Source organism: Streptomyces sp. NPDC107528 (genome assembly GCF_055639295.1).
On sequence record NZ_JBVKAV010000003.1, the window covers coordinates 744,300 to 763,890 of the forward strand.

At 70.0% G+C, this 19,591-nt stretch carries 14 protein-coding genes and 1 pseudogene; 5 read left to right on the forward strand and 10 right to left on the reverse strand.

All coding sequences use genetic code 11. The features are described 5' to 3' along the window. Nucleotides 1–64: 64 nt before the first annotated feature. Together sucD and sucC are read right to left on the reverse strand one after the other, a co-directional pair. The gene (gene sucD / locus ACZ7L5_RS13160; protein WP_471516673.1) at nt 65–982 is read right to left on the reverse strand and encodes a succinate--CoA ligase subunit alpha; all 918 of its coding nucleotides are present in this window, start codon (nt 980–982) and stop codon (nt 65–67) included. Between the two features lie 14 nt (nt 983–996). Beyond that, nucleotides 997–2,127 carry an ADP-forming succinate--CoA ligase subunit beta gene (sucC, locus tag ACZ7L5_RS13165; protein ID WP_471516674.1) on the reverse strand — a complete coding sequence of 377 codons (1,131 nt, stop codon included), beginning with the start codon at nt 2,125–2,127 and terminating at the stop codon, nt 997–999. Nucleotides 2,128–2,272: 145 nt separating this feature from the next. Here sucC and ACZ7L5_RS13170 point away from each other — a divergent pair, with 145 nt between their 5' ends. From ACZ7L5_RS13170 to ACZ7L5_RS13190, 5 genes are all read left to right on the forward strand, one after another. Then, entirely contained in the window at nt 2,273–3,955 is a 1,683-nt protein-coding gene (locus tag ACZ7L5_RS13170) for a thiamine pyrophosphate-binding protein (protein ID WP_471516675.1), read from the forward strand. A gap of 10 nt (nt 3,956–3,965) precedes the next feature. Beyond that, on the forward strand, nt 3,966–5,207 hold the full coding sequence (frc, locus tag ACZ7L5_RS13175) for a formyl-CoA transferase (protein WP_363032806.1): 1,242 nt from the start codon (nt 3,966–3,968) through the stop codon (nt 5,205–5,207). A gap of 4 nt (nt 5,208–5,211) precedes the next feature. Beyond that, complete coding sequence (locus ACZ7L5_RS13180) at nt 5,212–7,356, forward strand: acetate--CoA ligase family protein (protein WP_471516760.1); 2,145 nt, start codon at nt 5,212–5,214, stop codon at nt 7,354–7,356. 121 nt (nt 7,357–7,477) lie between these two features. Next, the gene (locus ACZ7L5_RS13185; protein ID WP_328878087.1) at nt 7,478–8,866 is read left to right on the forward strand and encodes an OFA family MFS transporter; all 1,389 of its coding nucleotides are present in this window, start codon (nt 7,478–7,480) and stop codon (nt 8,864–8,866) included. A 1-nt stretch (nt 8,867) separates the two neighbouring features. Further along, nucleotides 8,868–10,274 (forward strand): OFA family MFS transporter, encoded by a 1,407-nt coding sequence (locus ACZ7L5_RS13190; RefSeq protein ID WP_471516676.1) that lies wholly within the window; start codon nt 8,868–8,870, stop codon nt 10,272–10,274. 64 nt (nt 10,275–10,338) lie between these two features. On the opposite strand, the gene ACZ7L5_RS13195 is transcribed toward ACZ7L5_RS13190, so the two are convergent. The 8 genes and pseudogenes from ACZ7L5_RS13195 to ACZ7L5_RS13230 form a co-directional block, all read right to left on the reverse strand. Continuing rightward, nucleotides 10,339–11,409 carry a sugar phosphate isomerase/epimerase family protein gene (locus ACZ7L5_RS13195; protein ID WP_471516677.1) on the reverse strand — a complete coding sequence of 357 codons (1,071 nt, stop codon included), beginning with the start codon at nt 11,407–11,409 and terminating at the stop codon, nt 10,339–10,341. 115 nt (nt 11,410–11,524) lie between these two features. Further along, nucleotides 11,525–13,021 (reverse strand): nucleotide pyrophosphatase/phosphodiesterase family protein, encoded by a 1,497-nt coding sequence (locus ACZ7L5_RS13200; RefSeq protein ID WP_471516678.1) that lies wholly within the window; start codon nt 13,019–13,021, stop codon nt 11,525–11,527. Beyond that, on the reverse strand, nt 13,018–14,187 hold the full coding sequence (eboE, locus tag ACZ7L5_RS13205; RefSeq protein WP_471516679.1) for a metabolite traffic protein EboE: 1,170 nt from the start codon (nt 14,185–14,187) through the stop codon (nt 13,018–13,020). The genes ACZ7L5_RS13200 and eboE overlap by 4 nt, the downstream gene beginning before the upstream one ends. 3 nt (nt 14,188–14,190) lie before the next feature. Next, the gene (locus tag ACZ7L5_RS13210) at nt 14,191–15,081 is read right to left on the reverse strand and encodes a TatD family hydrolase (protein ID WP_471516680.1); all 891 of its coding nucleotides are present in this window, start codon (nt 15,079–15,081) and stop codon (nt 14,191–14,193) included. Next, the gene (locus ACZ7L5_RS13215) at nt 15,081–15,878 is read right to left on the reverse strand and encodes an EboA domain-containing protein (protein WP_471516681.1); all 798 of its coding nucleotides are present in this window, start codon (nt 15,876–15,878) and stop codon (nt 15,081–15,083) included. Before ACZ7L5_RS13215 ends, ACZ7L5_RS13210 begins: the two co-directional genes overlap by 1 nt. Then, nucleotides 15,875–16,840 carry a sugar phosphate isomerase/epimerase family protein gene (locus tag ACZ7L5_RS13220; RefSeq protein WP_471516682.1) on the reverse strand — a complete coding sequence of 322 codons (966 nt, stop codon included), beginning with the start codon at nt 16,838–16,840 and terminating at the stop codon, nt 15,875–15,877. Before ACZ7L5_RS13220 ends, ACZ7L5_RS13215 begins: the two co-directional genes overlap by 4 nt. Then, the gene (locus ACZ7L5_RS13225; protein ID WP_471516683.1) at nt 16,837–17,892 is read right to left on the reverse strand and encodes an SCO3242 family prenyltransferase; all 1,056 of its coding nucleotides are present in this window, start codon (nt 17,890–17,892) and stop codon (nt 16,837–16,839) included. The genes ACZ7L5_RS13220 and ACZ7L5_RS13225 overlap by 4 nt, the downstream gene beginning before the upstream one ends. 550 nt (nt 17,893–18,442) lie before the next feature. Next, nucleotides 18,443–19,588 (reverse strand): annotated as a pseudogene (locus ACZ7L5_RS13230) (inositol-3-phosphate synthase); the annotation flags it as partial. Between the last annotated feature and the right edge of the window lie 3 nt (nt 19,589–19,591).

The window sequence follows — 19,591 nt, forward strand, 5'->3', positions numbered from 1 at the left end:
TACGGCGGAAGTTAGCGGCGTGCGGCAACTCCTGAAAGTGACCTCACGCCGACTATGAGTGACGTCACGCCTCGACGCCCAGGCGGTCCAGCACCAGGCGCGCGGTCTCGGTGGGTGTGCTGCCGACTCCCACGCCGACCGCTTCCAGCGCTTCCTGCTTCGCCGCCGCCGTGCCGGACGAGCCGGACACGATCGCGCCCGCGTGCCCCATGGTCTTGCCCTCCGGGGCGGTGAATCCGGCGATGTAGCCGACGACCGGCTTGGTGACGTGGTCGCGGATGTAGGCGGCCGCGCGCTCCTCCGCGTCGCCGCCGATCTCCCCGATGAGGACGATGAGTTCGGTGTCGGGGTCGTCCTGGAAGGCTGCCAGGCAGTCGATGTGGGTGGTGCCGACGACGGGGTCGCCGCCGATACCGACGCACGTCGAGAAGCCGACATCCCGCAGCTCGTACATCAGTTGGTAAGTGAGCGTGCCGGATTTGGAGACCAGGCCGATGCTGCCGGGCTTGGTGATGTCGGCCGGGATGATGCCCGCGTTGGACTGGCCGGGGGTGATCAGGCCGGGGCAGTTGGGGCCGATGATGCGGGTGCCTTTGGTCTTCGCGTACGAGGTGAAGGCGACGGAGTCGTGGACCGGGACGCCCTCCGTGATCACGACGGCGAGTCCGATCCCGGCGTCGGCGGCCTCGACGACGGCCGCCTTGGTGAAGGCGGGCGGCACGAAGACGACGGTCACGTCGGCGCCGGTCTCGCGCATACCGTCGGCGACCGACCCGAACACCGGGACGGCGATGGGGGTACCTCCCAGGCCTTTAGGGCACTGAGGGACGTCGAAGTCGACGCCGCGGCCGGCCTTGCGCGGGTTGACGCCGCCGACGACGTTCGTGCCGGCGGCGAGCATGCGCCGGGTGTGCTTCATGCCTTCGCCGCCGGTCATGCCCTGGACGAGGACCCTGCTCTCCCTGGTGAGGTAGATGGCCATGTCGTCACGTCTCCTCAGGCTTTGGTGGCGAGTTGGGCGGCCCGCAGCGCGGCGCCGTCCATGGTGGTGGCCTGCTGGACCAGGGGGTGGGCGCGGTCGTCGAGGATGGCCCGCCCGCGAGCGGCGTTGTTCCCGTCGAGGCGCACGACGAGCGGCTTGGTCAGCTGGACGGTGTCCAGCGCCTGCACGATGCCGTCGGCGACGGCGTCGCACGCGGTGATCCCGCCGAAGACATTGACGAAGACCGACTTCACGGCCGGGTCGGACAGGATGACCGACAGTCCGTCGGCCATGATCCGGGCCGATGCACCGCCACCGATGTCGAGGAAGTTGGCGGGGCGGGCGCCGCAGCCCGCGACGACGTCGAGGGTCGACATGACGAGGCCGGCGCCGTTGCCGATGATGCCGACCTCGCCGTCGAGCTTGACGTAGTTGAGGCCCTTTGCGGCCGCCGTGGCCTCCAGCGCGTCGTCGTGCTCCACGTGGTCGGCGCCCCAACGTGCCTGTCGGAAGCGGGCGTTGTCGTCGAGGGTGACCTTGCCGTCGAGGGCGAGGATCTGGCCCTGCCCGGTACGGACCAGCGGGTTCACCTCGACGAGGACGGCGTCCTCGCGGACCAGTACCTCCCAGAGTCGGATGAGGACGTCGACGGTCTGCGGTGGCAGTCCGGCTGCTTGCGTGATCTCGGCGGCCTTCGCGGAGGTGACGCCCTCGGCGGGGTCGACGGGGATGCGGGCCACGGCTTCCGGACGACTGGCGGCCACCTCCTCGATGTCCATGCCGCCTTCGGCCGAGGCGATCGCGAGGAAGCGGCCGGCCGCCCGGTCGAGGACATAGGACACGTAGAACTCGGCCTCGATGTCCACGGGTTGGGCGAGCATCACCTTGCCGACTGTGTGGCCCTTGATGTCCATACCGAGGACCTGGCGTGCCGTCAGCTCGGCAGCGGCGGGATCCGCGGCGAGCTTCACACCGCCCGCCTTGCCCCGGCCACCGGTCTTCACCTGCGCCTTGACCACGACCCGGCCACCGAGCCGACGGGCGATCTCGCGGGCTTCCTTGGGTGAGTCGGTCACCTCTGCCCGCGGCACCAAGATGCCGTGTTCCTCGAAGAGTTCCCTTGCCTGGTGTTCGTACAGGTCCATTCCGGCTCCTGACTCAAAAGTGCCGCACGCCCCCTGGACACCACCCACTGGATGCGGGATAACAAGGTTCATACAGTATTCGTCGACTGTATGCAATGTACCGCGAGAGCCGTTCCACCCCCCTACGAAGGGACAGGACTTCGCCATGCCCGACGACACCCAGGACGTCATTTCCGGTGGTCATCTCGTTGCCAAGGCGCTGAAGGCCGAGGGGGTCGACCGCATCTACACCTTGTGCGGCGGCCACATCATCGACATCTACGACGGCTGCGTCGACGAGGGCATCGAGGTCGTCGACGTCCGTCACGAGCAGGTCGCCGCCCATGCCGCCGACGGCTACGCCCGCATCACCGGCAAGCCCGGCTGCGCGGTCGTCACCGCTGGTCCCGGCACCACCGACGCCGTCACCGGCGTCGCCAACGCCTTCCGCGCCGAGTCCCCGATGCTGCTCATCGGCGGCCAGGGCGCCCTCACCCAGCACAAGATGGGGTCCCTCCAGGACCTGCCGCACGTCGACATGATGACGCCGATCACCAAGTTCGCGGCGGCCGTGCCCGACACGGCGCGCGCGGCGGACATGGTGTCGATGGCCTTCCGCGAGTGCTACCACGGCGCACCCGGGCCCTCCTTCCTGGAGATCCCGCGCGACGTCCTCGACGCCAAGGTGCCGGCGGCCAAGGCACGCGTGCCGAAGACCGGCGCCTACCGTGCCTCCACCCGCTCGGCCGGCGACCCCGAGGCCATCGAGAAGCTCGCCGACCTGCTGGTCCACGCCGAGAAGCCGGCCATCCTGCTGGGCAGCCAGGTGTGGACGACCCGCGGCACCGAGGCGGCCATCGAGCTCGTCCGCACCCTCAACATCCCGGCGTACATGAACGGCGCCGGCCGCGGCACCCTCCCGCCCGGCGACCCGCACCACTTCCAGCTGTCGCGGCGTTACGCCTTCTCAGGCGCCGATGTCATCGTCATCGTCGGCACGCCCTTCGACTTCCGCATGGGCTACGGCAAGCGGCTGTCGCCGGACGCGACCGTCGTGCAGATCGACCTCGACTACCGCACCGTCGGCAAGAACCGCGACATCGACCTCGGGATCGTGGGCGACGCCGGGCTGGTGCTGAAGTCGGTCACCGAGGCCGCCTCCGGGCGCGTCAACGGGGGCGCGTCGAAGCGCAAGGAGTGGCTCGACGAGCTGCGCGCGGCCGAGCAGACCGCCCTGGAGAAGCGGCTGCCGAGCCTGAAGTCGGACGCCTCGCCGATCCACCCGTACCGGCTGGTCAGCGAGATCAACGACTTCCTCACCGAGGACTCGATCTACATCGGCGACGGCGGCGACATCGTCACCTTCTCCGGGCAGGTGGTGCAGCCCAAGTCGCCCGGTCACTGGATGGACCCGGGACCGCTGGGCACGCTCGGCGTCGGGGTGCCGTTCGTACTCGCGGCCAAGCAGGCCCGGCCCGACAAGGAGGTCGTCGCGCTCTTCGGCGACGGCGCGTTCTCTCTCACCGGCTGGGACTTCGAGACGCTCGTCCGCTACAACCTCCCCTTCGTCGGCATCGTCGGCAACAACTCCTCCATGAACCAGATCCGCTACGGCCAGGCCCAGAAGTACGGCCTGGAACGCGAGCGGGTCGGCAACACCCTCGGCGACGTCCACTACGACAAGTTCGCGCAGATGCTCGGCGGTTACGGCGAGGAGGTCCGTGACCCCGCCGACATCGGCCCCGCGCTGCTGCGCGCCCGCGAGTCCGGGAAGCCCTCGCTGATCAACGTCTGGGTCGACCCCGACGCGTACGCCCCCGGAACCATGAACCAGACCATGTACAAGTGAGGTGGCCTCCATGACTGGAACGCCGACCAAGGCTCTCGAAGGCATCCGCGTCCTGGACATGACCCACGTCCAGTCCGGGCCCTCCGCGACCCAGCTGCTCGCCTGGCTCGGCGCGGACGTCGTCAAGCTGGAGGCGCCGACCGGTGACATCACGCGCAAGCAGCTGCGCGATCTCCCGGACGTCGACTCCCTCTACTTCACGATGCTCAACTGCAACAAGCGGAGCATCACCCTCAACACCAAGACCGAGCGCGGCAAGGAGATCCTCACCGAGCTGATCCGGCGCTCCGACGTCATGGTCGAGAACTTCGGACCGGGCGCGGTCGACCGCATGGGCTTTACCTGGGACCGCATCCAGGAGATCAATCCGCGTATCGTCTATGCCTCCATCAAGGGGTTCGGTGACGGTCCGTACACCAACTTCAAGGCGTACGAGGTCGTCGCGCAGGCCATGGGCGGGTCGATGTCGACCACCGGTTTCGAGGACGGGCCGCCGCTGGCGACCGGAGCCCAGATCGGGGACTCGGGGACGGGTGTGCACGCCGTCGCGGGGATTCTCGCGGCACTGTTCCAGCGCGAGAACACCGGGCGTGGGCAGCGGGTCAACGTGGCCATGCAGCACGCTGTACTCAACCTGTGCCGGGTGAAGCTGAGGGACCAGCAACGCCTGACACATGGGCCGCTTGCTGAATATCCGAACGAGGACTTCGGCCGGGAAGTTCCCCGCTCGGGAAACGCGTCCGGCGGCGGTCAACCCGGCTGGGCGGTCAAGTGCGCACCCGGCGGCCCGAACGACTACGTGTACGTCATCGTCCAGCCGGTCGGCTGGCAGCCGCTCAGCGAGCTCATCGGCCGGCCCGAACTCGCCGACGACCCCGAGTGGGCGACGCCGGAGGCACGGCTGCCCAAGCTCGGCAAGATGTTCCAGCTGATCGAGGAGTGGTCCTCGACCCTGCCCAAGTGGGAGGTGCTGGAGCGGCTCAACGCACACAACATCCCGTGCGGGCCGATCCTTTCCACCAAGGAGATCATCGAGGACTCCTCGCTGGTCGCCAACGAGATGGTCGTCACCGTGCCGCACCCCGAGCGGGGCGACTTCGTGACCGTCGGCAGCCCCCTGAAGCTCTCCGACTCACCCGTCGAGGTGAGCAGTTCGCCCCTGCTCGGCCAGCACAACGAAGAGGTCTACATCGGCGAGCTCGGCCTCGGCGACGAGGAACTGCGCCTGCTCAAGTCGAACGGAGTGATCTGACGTGATGGCCGAAGACCGCGTCCTGAGGGTGCGGACGCTCCTCGACTCCGTGCGGGACGAGGGACGTACCGCGCTGACCGCACCCGAGGGCAAGGTGATCGCCGACGCGTACGGGATCGCCGTACCGGGCGAGGAGCTCGCGACGGACGTCGACGAGGCGGTGGCGTACGCGGCGCGCTTCGGCGGGCCGGTGGTGATGAAGATCGTCTCGCCGGACATCCTGCACAAGACCGACGCCGGCGGCGTGATCGTCGGGGTCGAGGGTGCGACGGACGTACGGGCCGCCTTCCACAAGATCATCGACAACGCCCGCGCGTACAACGCGGATGCCCGCATCGAGGGTGTGCAGGTCCAGGAGCTGCTGCCGCAGGGGCAGGAGGTCATCGTGGGCGCGGTCACCGACCCGACGTTCGGGAAGGTCGTCGCCTTCGGTCTCGGCGGAGTGCTGGTGGAGGTCCTCAAGGACGTGACCTTCCGCCTCGCGCCCGTCGACGCCGACGAGGCGCTGTCCATGCTGGACTCGATCCGGGCGGCGGAGATCCTGCGCGGGGTGCGCGGCCAGGCGGCCGTGGACCGGTGGGCGGTCGCCGAGCAGATCCGCCGTGTCTCGCAACTCGTGGCGGACTTCCCGGAGATCGCCGAGGTGGACCTCAACCCGGTGATCGCGACCGTGGAGGGGGCGGTCGCGGCCGACATCCGCGTGATCCTCTCCGAAGCCCCCGCGAAACCGCGTCGCCGCTACTCGCGCGAGGAGATCCTCACCTCGATGCGCCGGCTGATGCAGCCGTCGTCGGTCGCCGTCATCGGTGCCTCCAACGAACAGGGCAAGATCGGCAATTCGGTCATGCGCAACCTCATCGACGGTGGTTTCGCCGGGGACATCCATCCGGTGAACCCCAAGGCCGATGACATTCTGGGCCGCAAGGCGTACAAGAGTGTGACGGACGTTCCCGGTGAGGTGGATGTGGCGGTCTTCGCTATCCCCGCCAAGTTCGTGGCCTCGGCCCTGGAGGAGGTGGGACGCAAGGGGATCCCGAACGCCGTGCTGATTCCCTCCGGGTTCGCGGAGACCGGTGAGCACGAACTCCAGGAGGAGATCGTGGCCATCGCCGAGCGGCACGGCGTCCGGTTGCTCGGGCCGAACATCTACGGCTACTACTCGACGTGGCAGGACCTGTGCGCCACGTTCTGCACGCCGTACGACGTCAAGGGCGGAGTGGCGCTGACCTCGCAGTCCGGCGGCATCGGCATGGCGATCCTGGGCTTCGCGCGGACCACGAAGACGGGCGTGTCGGCGATCGTCGGCCTCGGCAACAAGTCGGACCTGGACGAGGACGACCTGCTGACCTGGTTCGGCGAGGACCCGCACACCGAGTGCATCGCGATGCACCTGGAGGACCTCAAGGACGGGCGCGCGTTCGTCGAGGCCGCGCGGGCGACCGTACCGAAGAAGCCGGTCGTGGTTCTGAAGGCGGGACGCACGGCAGCGGGTGCGAAGGCCGCCGGGTCGCACACCGGAGCCCTCGCCGGCGACGACGCCGTGTACGAGGACATCCTCAAGCAGGCCGGTGTCATCCGGGCACCCGGGCTCAACGACATGCTGGAGTACGCGCGCGGGTTGCCGGTCCTGCCCGCTCCCAAGGGCGACAACGTCGTGATCATCACGGGGGCCGGCGGCAGCGGCGTACTGCTGTCGGACGCGGTGACCGACAACGGGCTGTCCCTGATGGAGATCCCGCCGGACCTGGACGAGGCCTTCCGGAAGTTCATCCCGCCCTTCGGGGCGGCGGGCAATCCGGTGGACATCACCGGGGGCGAGCCGCCGTCGACGTACGAGGCGACGATCCGGCTCGGTCTGGAGGATCCGCGCATCCACGCGCTGGTGCTGGGCTACTGGCACACGATCGTCACTCCCCCGATGGTCTTCGCGGAGCACACCGCGCGCGTGGTGGCCGAATTCCGTGAGCGCGGCATAGAGAAGCCTGTCGTCGCCTCCCTCGCGGGTGATGTGGAGGTCGAGGAGGCCTGCCAGTACCTGTACGAGCGCGGGGTCGTGGCGTACCCGTACACGACCGAGAAGCCGGTGGCGGTGCTCGGCGCCAAGTACCGGTGGGCGCGGGCGGCCGGACTGTTGGGGGGCGGTTCATGAGGTGAGGCAGCGGGGGGCCGGCCGACGGTGCGCGTCGGCCGGCCCCGGGACCCGCGCGCGCACGAAAGGCATTGGACAGGGGGCGCTGGCCAGAACTTTCGACGCAAGGGGTGCAACTAACGTGACAACCACCGACGTTCCAAGGGTCGCCGCCTATCGGGAGGTGACCGACAAGAACGGACGCGTCTACCGCTTGGGCGAGTCCGACATCGACATCATGGGTCGCAAGCGCAAGTGGATGGTGATCCTTCCCTGGATCGGCATGATGGGCATCTCCTCCGCCGAGTACGCGTTCGCATCGGCCGAGGACACCCTGCACACCGCGCACCACTGGGCCAGTGCCCACATCTTCTGGATGATGACGGTCTGGGTCTTCTTCCAGGCCGCGGTGGCCTTTCCGGCCGGCAAGCTGCGTGAGTCCGGCAAGCTGCCGGCTCGTTTCGCCATGATGCTGGGTGCGGCGGGCACACTGCTGGGCTATCTCTCGCTGGCCTACGCACCACATGTCGTCGTCGCCTACATCGGCTTCAGTATGTTCAGCGGCATGGGCGCCGGCATGGTCTATGCCACCTGCGTCAACATGGTCGGCAAGTGGTATCCGGAACGCAAGGGCGGCAAGACCGGATTCGTCAACGGCGGCTTCGCCTACGGCTCGGTGCCCTTCGTCTTCCTCTTCACCGGATACATGGACCTCACCAACTTCCGCTGGGTGCTGGTCTCGGTCGGCCTTTTCCTCGCCGCGATGGTGGGCGTGGCCGGTTTCTTCTTCAGGGACCCGCCGAAGAACTGGTGGCCCGCGGACATCGACCCGCTCAATCCTCCCAAGGACCCGCGTGCTGCCCGCTCGATGCGGATGAACCCGCCCGCGGTGCGCCAGTACACCCCTCTCGAGGCATGGAAGACCGGCCGGGTGGCGCTGATGTGGTTCTGTCTGGCGTGCACCTCCGGCGTGAACATCTTCGGTATCGCCTTCCAGGTGGACATCGGCGAGGAGGCCGGTTTCGCGGGCGGCATCGTCGCGACGGCCATGTCTTTGAAGGCGGTCGTCAACGGTACCGGCCGCGGCGTGATCGGCTGGCTCTCCGACCTCTACGGCCGCAAGCGGTGCCTGCTCGCCGTGTGCGTCATCCTGGGCCTCGCCCAGTACGGCATCCTCTGGTCGGCCGAGAGCAAGAACCTCCCCCTGTTCCTGATCTTCTCCGCGATCTCCGGCTTCGGCGGCGGCGCCATCTTCCCGATGTTCGCGGCGCTCACCGCCGACTACTTCGGCGAGAACAACAACGCGTCCAACTACGGCATGGTCTACAGCGCCAAGCTCGTCTCGGGCCTGGGCGCGGGCATGGGTGCCGTGGTCGTCAGCGCCTGGGGGCACTCCGGCGCCTTCATCCTGGCCGGCTCCATCTCCCTCTTCGCCGGCTGTGTGGCGTTGTTCCTCAGCCCACCGGGACGCGACAAGGACGAGACCCGCATCGTTGCCAACCCACGACCGCTCGGCGAGGACATGGCCTGACATGACGGCAGATCCGTACGCAGGAAGCAGTTCATCAGCACACTCCGACGCCGCACACCGTCCCTACCGCGAGGTGACCGACGCAGGAGGCCGCGTCTACCGCATCGGCGAGACCGACCGCGACATCCTCGGTCACTCCCGCAAGTTCATGGTGTATCTCCCGTGGATCGCCATGATGGCCATCAGCGTCTTCGAATACGCGTACGGCTCCGCGGAGGACACCCTGTCCCACGCGCACGGCTGGACGCAGAGCAACACCTTCTGGATCCTCAGCGTCTGGGTGTTCTTCCAGGCCGGCATCGCCTTCCCGGCGGGCTGGCTGCGGGAGAAGGGCATCCTGACGGCCCGCACCGCCATGTACATCGGCTCCGGCATGTGCCTGCTGGGGTTCCTCGCCCTGTCGCACCTGGGAAACGTCTGGCTCGCGATCCTCGGATTCGGCGTCATCGGCGGCATCGGCGCCGGCCTGATCTACGCGACCTGCATCAACATGGTCGGCAAGTGGTTCCCCGAGCGGCGCGGCGCCCGGACCGGGTTCGTCAATGGCGGGTTCGCGTACGGATCTCTGCCGTTCATCTTCATCTTCAACTACGGGTTCGACACCGCGAACTATCACCGGGTGCTGGACCTGATCGGCTGCTACATCATGATCGTCGTTCTCGGATCCGCGTTCTTCTTCAAGGACCCCCCGAAGAACTGGTGGCCCGCCGACATCGATCCACTGAGCTACACGGGCGACCGGAAGAACGCGGTGAGCCTGGCCAAGAACCCTCCGGCGGTGAAGCAGTACACGCCCCGGGAGGCCATCAGGACAGGCATGCTCCCACTGATGTGGCTGTCCATCGTCCTGACTGCCGGCGTTTCGATCTTCGGCATCTCCTTCCAGGTCGACTACGCCAAGGAGGTGGGCTTCGGCCCACTCGTCGCGGCCTCGTCGATGGGCGTGATGGCCGTCATCAACGGCATCGGCCGCGGTGTCGTGGGCTGGCTGTCCGACCGCTGGGGACGCAAATCGACCCTGGTGTTCGTGATCGTCGTCCTGGGCCTCGCCCAGTTCGGCGTGATCTGGGCGGGCGACGTCAGAAGCGAGTGGCTGTTCCTGTTCTTCGCCTTCCTCTCCGGGTTCGGCGGCGGCGCGTTCTACCCGCTCTTCGCGGCGCTCACCCCGGACTACTTCGGAGAGAACTACAACGCAACCAACTACGGCCTCGTCTACAGCGGCAAGCTCATCAGCGGCCTGTTCGGCGGCGGTCTCGGCTCCATGGTGGTCGCGGCGTGGGGCTACGACGGCGCGTACGCGCTCGCCGGCGGCGTGTCGATCGTGGCGGCGGGGATCGCGTTGCTGTTGCGACAGCCCGGCCGCAACCCGGCGCCGGGCCGCACCGCGATGCCACATCCCGCACGCTGACAGACCGCGAACGACAGGAGGCCCTCCCCGTCCTGGGGAGGGCCTCCTCATGTCGTCATGACGGTCAGCACTTCTCCCGCAGCGAATGGAGATGCTCGCTCGAACGGCGTGCGAACGTGAGGGACTCGGTCGGGTTGTCGTGTTCCGCCTGCCAGTGATGGGCGAATCGCTGACCGCGCAGCTTCGTCACGGCGGAGATGAACCGCTTGTAGTCGATGTCGCCGTCGCCGACGTCGACCATGTCATAACCGTACTGGTTGGACGGGTCGCTCACACCGTCCTTGACGTGGAAGAGCGGGTAGCGGTGCGGCTGCTTCAGCACGTAGTCGAGCGGCTCGAAGGGAGCCGCCGAGCCGTCGGGCCGCTTCGAGAAGCGGAACTGGCCCGAGTACGCCCAGAAGATGTCCATCTCCAGGAAGACGAGGTCGGGGTCGGTCTCGGCGAGCAGCACGTCGTAGAGACGGACCTTGGGGTTGTCGGTGGCGAAGGAGAACTCCTCGGAGTGGTTGTGCTGGTAGAACTTCATGCCGCGCGCCCTCGCCGCCGCGCCGTAGGTGTTGAACTCCTCGGCGGCGCGCTTCCAGGCGTCGACGGTGGAGCCGTAGCGGAACGGCCCGGAGGCGGTACCTATGTGCTTCAGGCCGAGGGCCTGGGCGTCGTCGAGGATCTTGGTGAGGTTCTGGGCGAAGGTGTAGGCGCCCGGGTCGTCGGAGTAGTAGCCGACGTGGCTGCCGATCGGATTCAGGCCGTGGTTCCGCGCCAGCCGCTTGAGCTGGGCTAGCGTGATCGGGCCGGCCGAGCCCTGGGTGTAGCCGGCGAACTCGACCTCGTCGTAGCCGTACTTCTCCAGTTCCGCGAAGACGGGGGCGAAGCCGAGCGTGGAGACCTTGTCGCGCAGGCTGTAGAGCTGGATGCCGAGGCGGCCGGGCGGGAGAACGGGACGGCCGCGGCCGTGGCCATGCCCGTGACCGCGGTCGGCGGAAGCCGTTGCGGATGCGGTGTCCGGTGCGGCGGTCGCGGGCGCTGCCGCGGCGCCCAGCAGCGCGGCGGCCGTGGTGCCCGCCGCGACGCCGAGCATGCCTCGTCTGGTGAGGCGGTGGGTGAGTTCGGGGTCCGTCTGGGAAAAGCGGCTCATGCCTGGAACTCCCTGTGATCGAAAGCCGTTGTCAGTGGTGAGTGCTTCACTTGTGACCAGTCGGAAGAGACGGGTCGACGGGACCGGCGAGTTGGTGTGTGCCGGCCCTGATCCGTCAGCCGAGACCGGCGAGTTGGAGCAGGAGTGACTTCACATCGGTGGCCGCGATGCGGTCGCCGACAGCGCGGGGGGTGGAGCAGATGAGGAGCGGACCGTCGTCGTCGCTCGCAGGAAGGCGGCCGTGGCTGCCGCGAATAGGTGACGGATCCAGAGGCACGACCGCCATGCGGTAACGCAGGCCGAGTTTCTTACGCGCCAGCGCGGTAGCCGCCTTGACCTTGACGTAGGGGTCGAGAGGATCCATGAAGAGTTCGACCGGGTCGTAGCCGGGTTTGCGGTGGATCTCGACGAGTCGCGCGAAGTCGGGCGCGCGGGCTTCGTCCAGCCAGTAGTAGTACGTGAACCAGGCGTCCGGCTCCGCGACGGCGACGAGCTCGCCGGAGCGCGGATGGTCGAGATGGTGGGCCTTCTTGCCCTCGTCGTCGAGGAGTTGCTCGATGCCGGGCAGTCCGTCCAGTGCCGCCCGGGTCTCGTCGAGGTCTTCCGGCCGGCGTACGTAGACATGCGCGATCTGGTGGTCGGCGACGGCGAAGGCACGTGACGCCATCGGGTCGAGGTACTCCATGCCGTCCTGGGTGTGCACCTCCAGCAGGCCTGCCCGCCGCAGGGCCCGGTTGATGTCCACGGGTCGGTCCGCGCGAGTGATGCCGTACTCGGAGAGCGCGACCACGGTACGGCCCTCCGCTCGGGCGTCGTCCAGGAGCGGGGCCATGGCCCTGTCCAGGTCGGCGGCCGCCTTCAGCGAGCGAGGGTCGTCGGGGCCGAAGCGCTGCAGGTCGTAGTCGAGGTGAGGGAGGTAGCAGAGGGCCAGGTCGGGGTGCCGGGTGCGGAGGATGTGACGGGTCGCGTCGATGATCCAGCGACTGGAGACGAGGTCGGCGCCGGGGCCCCAGAAGTGGAAGAGCGGGAAGGTACCCAGCTTCTCGGTGAGTTCGTCGTGCAGGGCGGGCGGCCGGGTGTAGCAGTCGGGTTCCTTGCGGCCGTCGGAGTAGTAGATCGGACGGGGGGTGATGGTGATGTCGGTGTCGGCGCCCATCGCGTACCACCAGCAGATGTTGGCGACGGTGTAGCCGGGGTGGGCGCGGCGGGCTGCGTCCCAGAGTTTGTCACCGGCGACCAGTCCGTTGTGCTGGCGCCACAGGAGTACGTCGCCGAGGTCGCGGAAGTACCAGCCGTTGCCGACGATGCCGTGCTCCGACGGATGGGTGCCGGTCAGGAACGTGGACTGGGCGGCGCAGGTGACAGCGGGCAGGACGGTGCCCAGCGGCGCATGGGAGCCGGACTGGGCGAGGGTCTTGAGATGGGGCATGTGGTCGAGGAGGCGGGGGGTGAGGCCGACGACGTCGAGGACGAGGAGAGGGGTGGGTTGGCGTGCGACGGTGACGTCCTGCGCCAGGGGTGCTTGACCGGTGGCCGGGACTGCCGGATCCGGTCGTTCGGAACTTGCGGCTTCCGGTCGCTCGGTTCGCGCAGCCTCCGGTTGCTCGGTCATGGCAGCTCCTTCAGGCCGAGGTCCGACAACAGGTCGCGGGCCAGGGTGAGTTCGGCGGCGATGCCGTCGGCGAGCTGACTGCGGGCACGGGGTCGCAGCTCGGCCGGGAGTGCCTGCCAGGTGTAGGTCTCGACCTCGAGATGGCGGGTGAGCGGGTGCGGTCCGCCGACCAGGCGGGTCAGCGCCGCCTTGAGTACGGGGAGTGTGGAGGTGAGGGGCGCGGCGGGGGCCGCGTGGAGCGGGACATGGAAGTGGGCGCGCCACGGCGAGGCGTCGGGCAGGGCGTCGCTCTTGAGCGCCTCGCCCAGGTCGTCGGTACCGCGCAGGCCGGCGGCGGTGGCGGTGCGGGTCTGGTGCAGGAAGCGGGGCTCGTCGAAGGCGGCGAGTGCCTCGCGGACCTCGGGGAGATGGGGGTGTTCGGCGTGCAGGGCGGCCGAGAGCTGGGACTTGACGACGGGAACGCCGGCTTCGGCGAGCGTGTCCAGCGCGGTGTGCGGGTCTTCGAAGGAGGTGGCGAGGTGACAGGTGTCGACGCAGATGCCGATGCGGTCGTGGCCGATCGCGGTGAGCGGGGCGATGGCATCGCCGGTGGTCTCCACGGTGCAGCCGGGCTCGGGTTCGAGGCCGACGCGGATGTCACGGCCGGTCAACTCACGCAAGGCATCAAGACGTTGAGCGAGGGTGAGCAGAGCGGTGCGGGCGGCCTCGGCACCGCGCCCGTCATAGACGGTGCGCCAGGCGAGGGGCAGTGTGGAGATGCTGCCTTCAGTGACGTCGTCGGGGAGCAGACCGGCGAGGACCCGGGCCAGGGCGGTGGTGTGGTCGAGGCGCTCGGGGTCGGTCCAGTCCGGCTTGTAGACGCGGTACTTGACCTCTTCGGCACCGAAGCCTTCATACGGGAAGCCGTTGAGGGTGACGACCTCGAGACCGCGTCTGTCGAGTTCCGTCCGCAGACCGCGCAGGGCGGACGGGTCGGTGACGAGGGCGTGTGCGGCGTCCTTGGCGAGCCACAGGCCGATGCCGAGCCGGTCGCGGCCGAGCCGTCGGCGGACGGGTTCGCAGTGGTCGCGGAGTTGGGCGAGGACGCCGTCGAGGGTCTCGGCCGGGTGGACGTTGGTGCAGTAGGCGAGGTGGACGGTGGAGCCGTCGGGGTGGCGGAAGCGCATGGGTCACGCCCCCGGGGCCGGGGCGGCGGCCGATTCCTGGGGGTCCTTCGGGGCGCCGCGGAGGATGGAGTTGCCCTCGTGGGTCGTCTCCGGGGTCGCGACGTCCAGGGTGAGACGGCCGCTGAGTCCGTAGAAGGCGACGGGGTTGCGCCACAGCACCTGGTCGACGTCATCCTCGCCGAAGCCTTCGGCGAGCATCAGGTCGGCCACCTTGCGGGTCTTCAGGGGGTCGCTCCTGCCCCAGTCGGCGGCGGAGTTCACCAGCACCTGCTCGGGTCCGTACTCGCGGAGGATCGCGACCATCCGCTCCTCGTCCATCTTGGTGTCGGGATAGACGGAGAAGCCGAGCCAGCAGCCGCTGTCCTTGGCCTCCTTGACCGTGGTCTCGTTGAGGTGGTCGACCAGGACGCGGTCCGGGGGCAGTACGGACTCCCGGACTACGTCGAGGGTGCGACGCAGGCCCGCCAGCTTGTCTCGGTGCGGGGTGTGGACGAGTGCGGGCAGTTCGTGTGCGGCGGCGAGCTGGAGCTGGGCGGCGAGGGCGGTGTCCTCGGCAGGGGTCATCGAGTCGTAGCCGATCTCGCCGACGGCGACGACCTGGTCCTTGACGAGATAGCGGGGCAGTTCGTCGAGGACGGGGACACAGCGCGGGTCGTTCGCCTCCTTGGGGTTGAGGGCGAGCGTGCAGTGGTGGGCGATGCCGTACTGGGCGGCGCGGAAGGGCTCCCAGCCGAGGAGGGAGTCGAAGTAGTCGAGGAAGGAGGCCGGAGAGGTGCGGGGTTGGCCGAGCCAGAAGGAGGGCTCGACGACGGCGCGGATGCCGGCGGCGTGCATGGCCTCGTAGTCGTCGGTGGTGCGCGACGTCATGTGGATGTGGGGGTCGAAGAGGCGCATCAGGACTCCTTGCCGTCGGTGCCGTCGGTGCCGCAGGGGCCGTGGGGGGCCGGCGTTGTGGCCGTGGGATCGGTCAGGGTCAGGACGCGGTCCAGGTCCTCGGGGACCGGACGGCCTGCGGCGGTGCGTTCGGCCGCGTAGTCGCCGAGCATGCGGGCGAGTTCCGCATCGTCGCGGGCACGACGGTCCAGCTCGGCGACCGTGTCGACCGGCACACCGGTGAACAGGCACTTCAGTACGGCGTGGCGCCACTGGTGAGCGTCCAGGTGCCGGGCGGCGTAGGGGCCGACGGCGGCAGAAAGGAGGCTCGTGTCGTTGGTGCGCAGGGCGTCCTCGACGAGGGGGAGGGCCTCGGGGCCGGGCACGAGGTGGGGCAGCGCGTGCAGGACGGCGCGGCGTTCGGCGGCGGTGCCCTGGAAGTAGACCCGCGTGAGGGCGTCGGTGTCGGCGCCGGCCGCGTGCAGGATGAGGACGCGGGCGGCATCGGCGCACTCGGAACCGCAGCGGCGGCCCGCCTCGGCGATGCGCAACTCCCATACGGAGATGGGCCCGTGGGTGCCGGGGTGGGCGGCGGCCTCGTCGAGGGCACGGTGCAGCCAGCCACGGCCGGTGGCGTCGAGGTGGGCGGTGACCTGGCCGCGCAACTCGGCCGGCGGGGTCAGGGCGAGGCCCGTGGTCACGGGACGGGACGGTGGCACGGTGTCGCGCCGGGGTTCCGTGTCGGCCCGGGGGTTCGTGGGCGGGTGGCTCTCGGTGTCCGCGCCCGGGGTCGCCGGGCTGATGCGGGGCTGGGTCATGAGGTGCTCCCTTCAGGGGTGGCGGAGGGATCGCCGTGCGAGGGGACAGGGAGGGGAGATCTGAGGGCCGTGGCCTCGGCGCTGCGGAGGAACGGGAGGGAGAGTTCGGCGAAGTGAGGGCCCGCGTGGGAGTGGCGGGGCAGTTCGACGACGGTCAGACCTTGGTATCCGGTGGCGGCGAGGGCGGCGAGGACGGGTGGGAAGTCGATCTCGCCGTCGCCGAAGGGGAGGTGTTCATGGATGCCGCGGCGCATGTCCTCGATCTGGACGTGCCGGAGCCAAGGGGCGGCGGCGCGTATGCAGTCGGTGGGAGAGAGGGGTTCGAGGCACTGGCAGTGGCCGATGTCGAGGGTGAGGCCGAGGTGGTCCGGGTCGCCGAGGGTGCGGCGGAGTCGGTGGAAGTCGGCGAGGGTGGCGAGGAGGTGACCGGGTTCGGGTTCGACGGCGAGGGGGACGCCGGCGGTGGTGGCGGCATCCAGGACCGGGGTGAGTGCCTCGGCGAGACGGTCCCAGGCCGTGTCGGGATCGGTGCCCGCGGGCGTGATGCCGCTGAAGCAGTGGACGGCGTGGGCGCCTAGGTCGGCGGCGACCCGGACGGCGCGGATCAGCAGGTCGACGCGACGGGCGCGGTCGTCCGGGTCGGGGTCCAGCAGGGCGGGGCCGTGCTTGCGGCGAGGGTCGAGTACATAGCGGGCGCCCGTCTCCACGGTGACGTCCAGGCCGAGCGCGTCCAGGCGTTGTGCAAGGCGGCGGGTGCGGGCGGCGAGGTCCGGGGCGAGGGGGTCGAGGTGCATGTGGTCGAGCGTCAGGCCGATGCCGTCATAGCCGAGGTCGGCGAGGAGGGCGAGAGCGTCGTCGAGACGGAGGTCGGCGAGGCCGTTGGTGCCGTAACCGAAGCGGAGGGGGACGCGAGGGGAGAGCGGTTCGCCGTTGTCCCGCCACGGGTGCGGCCGAGGGCTCATGTGACGCTCACCTTCTTCGCGTACTTCCGTCCGAGCGGAGCGAGCGCGGCGATGGCCACGGCGGTGAGCGCCGATCCGGCGCGGGCCGCGAGCGCCGCCTGGAGCGGGATGGTGGCGCGGACACCGCCGCCGACGGCTCGCTGGGTCAGGGGCGGTGAGGGGTTGAGCACGGCGTGGGTGTAGCGGCGGCCGGCGGTGGCGGCGTAGGCGATGGCCAGGGCGGTCCGCAGGGCCATGTCGAGCGTGAGGCCGGGCCTGTCGGGCGCGAGCGTCCGCCGTCCGGCGTCGATTGCCGTGCCGGCACGGGTGGCGATACCGAGGCTGGTACCAGTGGCGGCGCCCAAGCCGGTGCCAGTGGTGGTGGCGGTGGCGGTCCTTTTACCGGCGCCCGTCGACCCGGTTCGCCGTGTTCCGCGTGCGCCGCGTGCCACGAGCCCGGTGAGGGTGGCCGTCGCGGCGAGGGCCGCCAGGGATGGCAGGGACGTGCCGCCCTGGGTCTCCCGGCGGGAGACGGTCGTCACGGCGAGGGTGTGGGTGCCGAGGAGGGCGGCGGAGGGCAGTGCCTGCTGGGGTCGGCCGGTGGTTGCGGCGCCGAGGAGATGGTCGAGGCCGCGAGCGGCGGCCATGGCCACGGGGCCGGCGGGCGTGTGCTTCAGGGCGAGGTCGTAGGCCCAGACGGTGGCGGCCAGTGGGGCGGCCACCGCCAGGGCGGGGCGTCCGGCCCTGGCGGCCAGGCCGAGCCCGGCTGCGGTCAGGACGCAGGCCGCGGTCAAGGCGGAGGACGGTCGGATGCGGCCCGAGGGCAGCGGGCGGTGAGGGCGTTCGACGGCGTCCTCCGCGCGGTCCGCCCAATCGTTGAGGGCCATGCCGGCCTCGTAAAGGCAGAGGGAGGATCCGATGGCGAGCAGGGTGCGGGGGTTGGGCCGACCCCCGCCGGCGACGGCGCCGCTGAGCGCGTCGCCGGGGACGGTGAACAGGGCGGGCAGCCGCAGCAGTTCGGCCCAGGCACGGCTACCGCTCACGGCCGCTCCCCGGAGCGGGCTCGCGCGCATCGACGGCCCGTTCGGCGGCCTCCGCGGCGGACTCACGCAGATCAGCGCCCCGCACCGCAGCCTCCCCGGCCAACTCGCGCGGATCACCGCCCCACGCGGCAGCCACCTCAGCCGACCCACGCACATCAACACCCCGCACCACAGCCTCCCCGGCCAACTCGCGCGGATCACCGCCCCACGCGGCAGCCACCTCAGCCGACCCACGCACATCAACACCCCGCACCACAGCCTCCTCGGCCGACTCGTGCGGATCACCGCCGTGTGCGGCAGGCACCTCAGCCGACCCACGCACATCAACACCCCGCACCACAGCCTCCCCGGCCAACTCGCGCGGATCACCGCCGTGTGCGGCAGCCACCTCGGCCGAACCCTGGTGCCCGGCGCCCCCTGCCGCGGCCTCCTCAACGGACCCGCGCAGTCCAGCGCCCCGAGCCACGGCCCCTTCAACCGGCCTACGCAGACCGGCACTCCGAGCCGCAGCCCCCTCAACGGACCCGCGCAGACCAGCACTCCGAGCCGCAGCCCCCTCAACGGCCCCGTCGTGCCCCGCCCCCAGGGCGGTCTCGCCGGCACCCGCTCGGCGGAGCCGCTCCCCCAGGCCCACCAGTGCTGCGTACTGCTCTCCCAAGCTCGCCGGCCCGTCCCCCATCGGGTCCTTGAAGTAGAAGCCGAGGGCACCGAGCGGACCGGTCAGGCCGGCTTCGTGGGCGCGGGTCGTGAGGCGGGCGAGGTCCAGGACCAAGGGGGCTGCGAGGGCCGAGTCGCAGCCCTGCCAGATGGTCTGGAGGATCATGCGGGTGCCCAGGAAGCCGTCGAAGGCGATGTGGTCCCAGGCGGTCTTCCAGTCACCGAGAGCCGGGACGTCGTCGATGTGCACCTCGCCCTCGGGGACGGTGCCGAGGGTGTCGGCGAGGACGCGTTCCTTGCCGGCGTTCTTCGCCGCGGCGGCGGCCGGGTCGGCGAGGGCGGCGCCGTCGCCGCCGCCCAGCAGGTTGGTGCCGGACCATGCGCGGACGGCGAGCGCCCGCTGCGCGAACATCGGGCCCAGAACGGCCCGCAGCAGGGTCTGTCCGGTCTTGCCGTCCCGGCCCGCGTACGGCAGGCCGCTCCGCTCCGCCTCGCGGGCGGCGACGGGGTGGTGGATGCCCTCGGAGGGGGTGAAGTTGACGTAGGGGCAGCCCGCGCGCAGGGCGGCCAGCGCGTACAAGGTGCTGGCCGGCAGCGGGGCGTCGGGCCCGTGGGACGCGGGTTCGGTGGAGGCGACGTTGACCACCACGGCCCGCTCCAGTTCGTGGCGGTGCATGAAGTCGCGTATGTCATCGGCGAAGGCCGTGATCAGTTCGGCCTCGCTCCTGGTGTCGCCCGGGGCAGGGCCTCCGGGCCTGATCTCCCGGTCGGCGGCGGCGAGTTCGGCGGCGACGGCGGTGGCGACGCCGGGCGGAAGGACGCCGCCGGCGGTCAGGGTCTCGGCGCGTTTGGGCAGGGGGCAGTCGAGGGTGTCGTGGCCGCCGAAGACGAGGTCGGACAGGGCGGGCAGGCCGCTGTCGGTGAACGCCGGGGTCTCACTCACCATGCCGGTGGGCGGGTGCAGTCCCGCGGTGACGGCGGCGCACCCCGTGACGACGGTGGTGGCGACGGAGCCTCGGGCTCCGATCAGCCACACTCCCACACGCGGTCGGGAGAAGGACGCGGACATGGG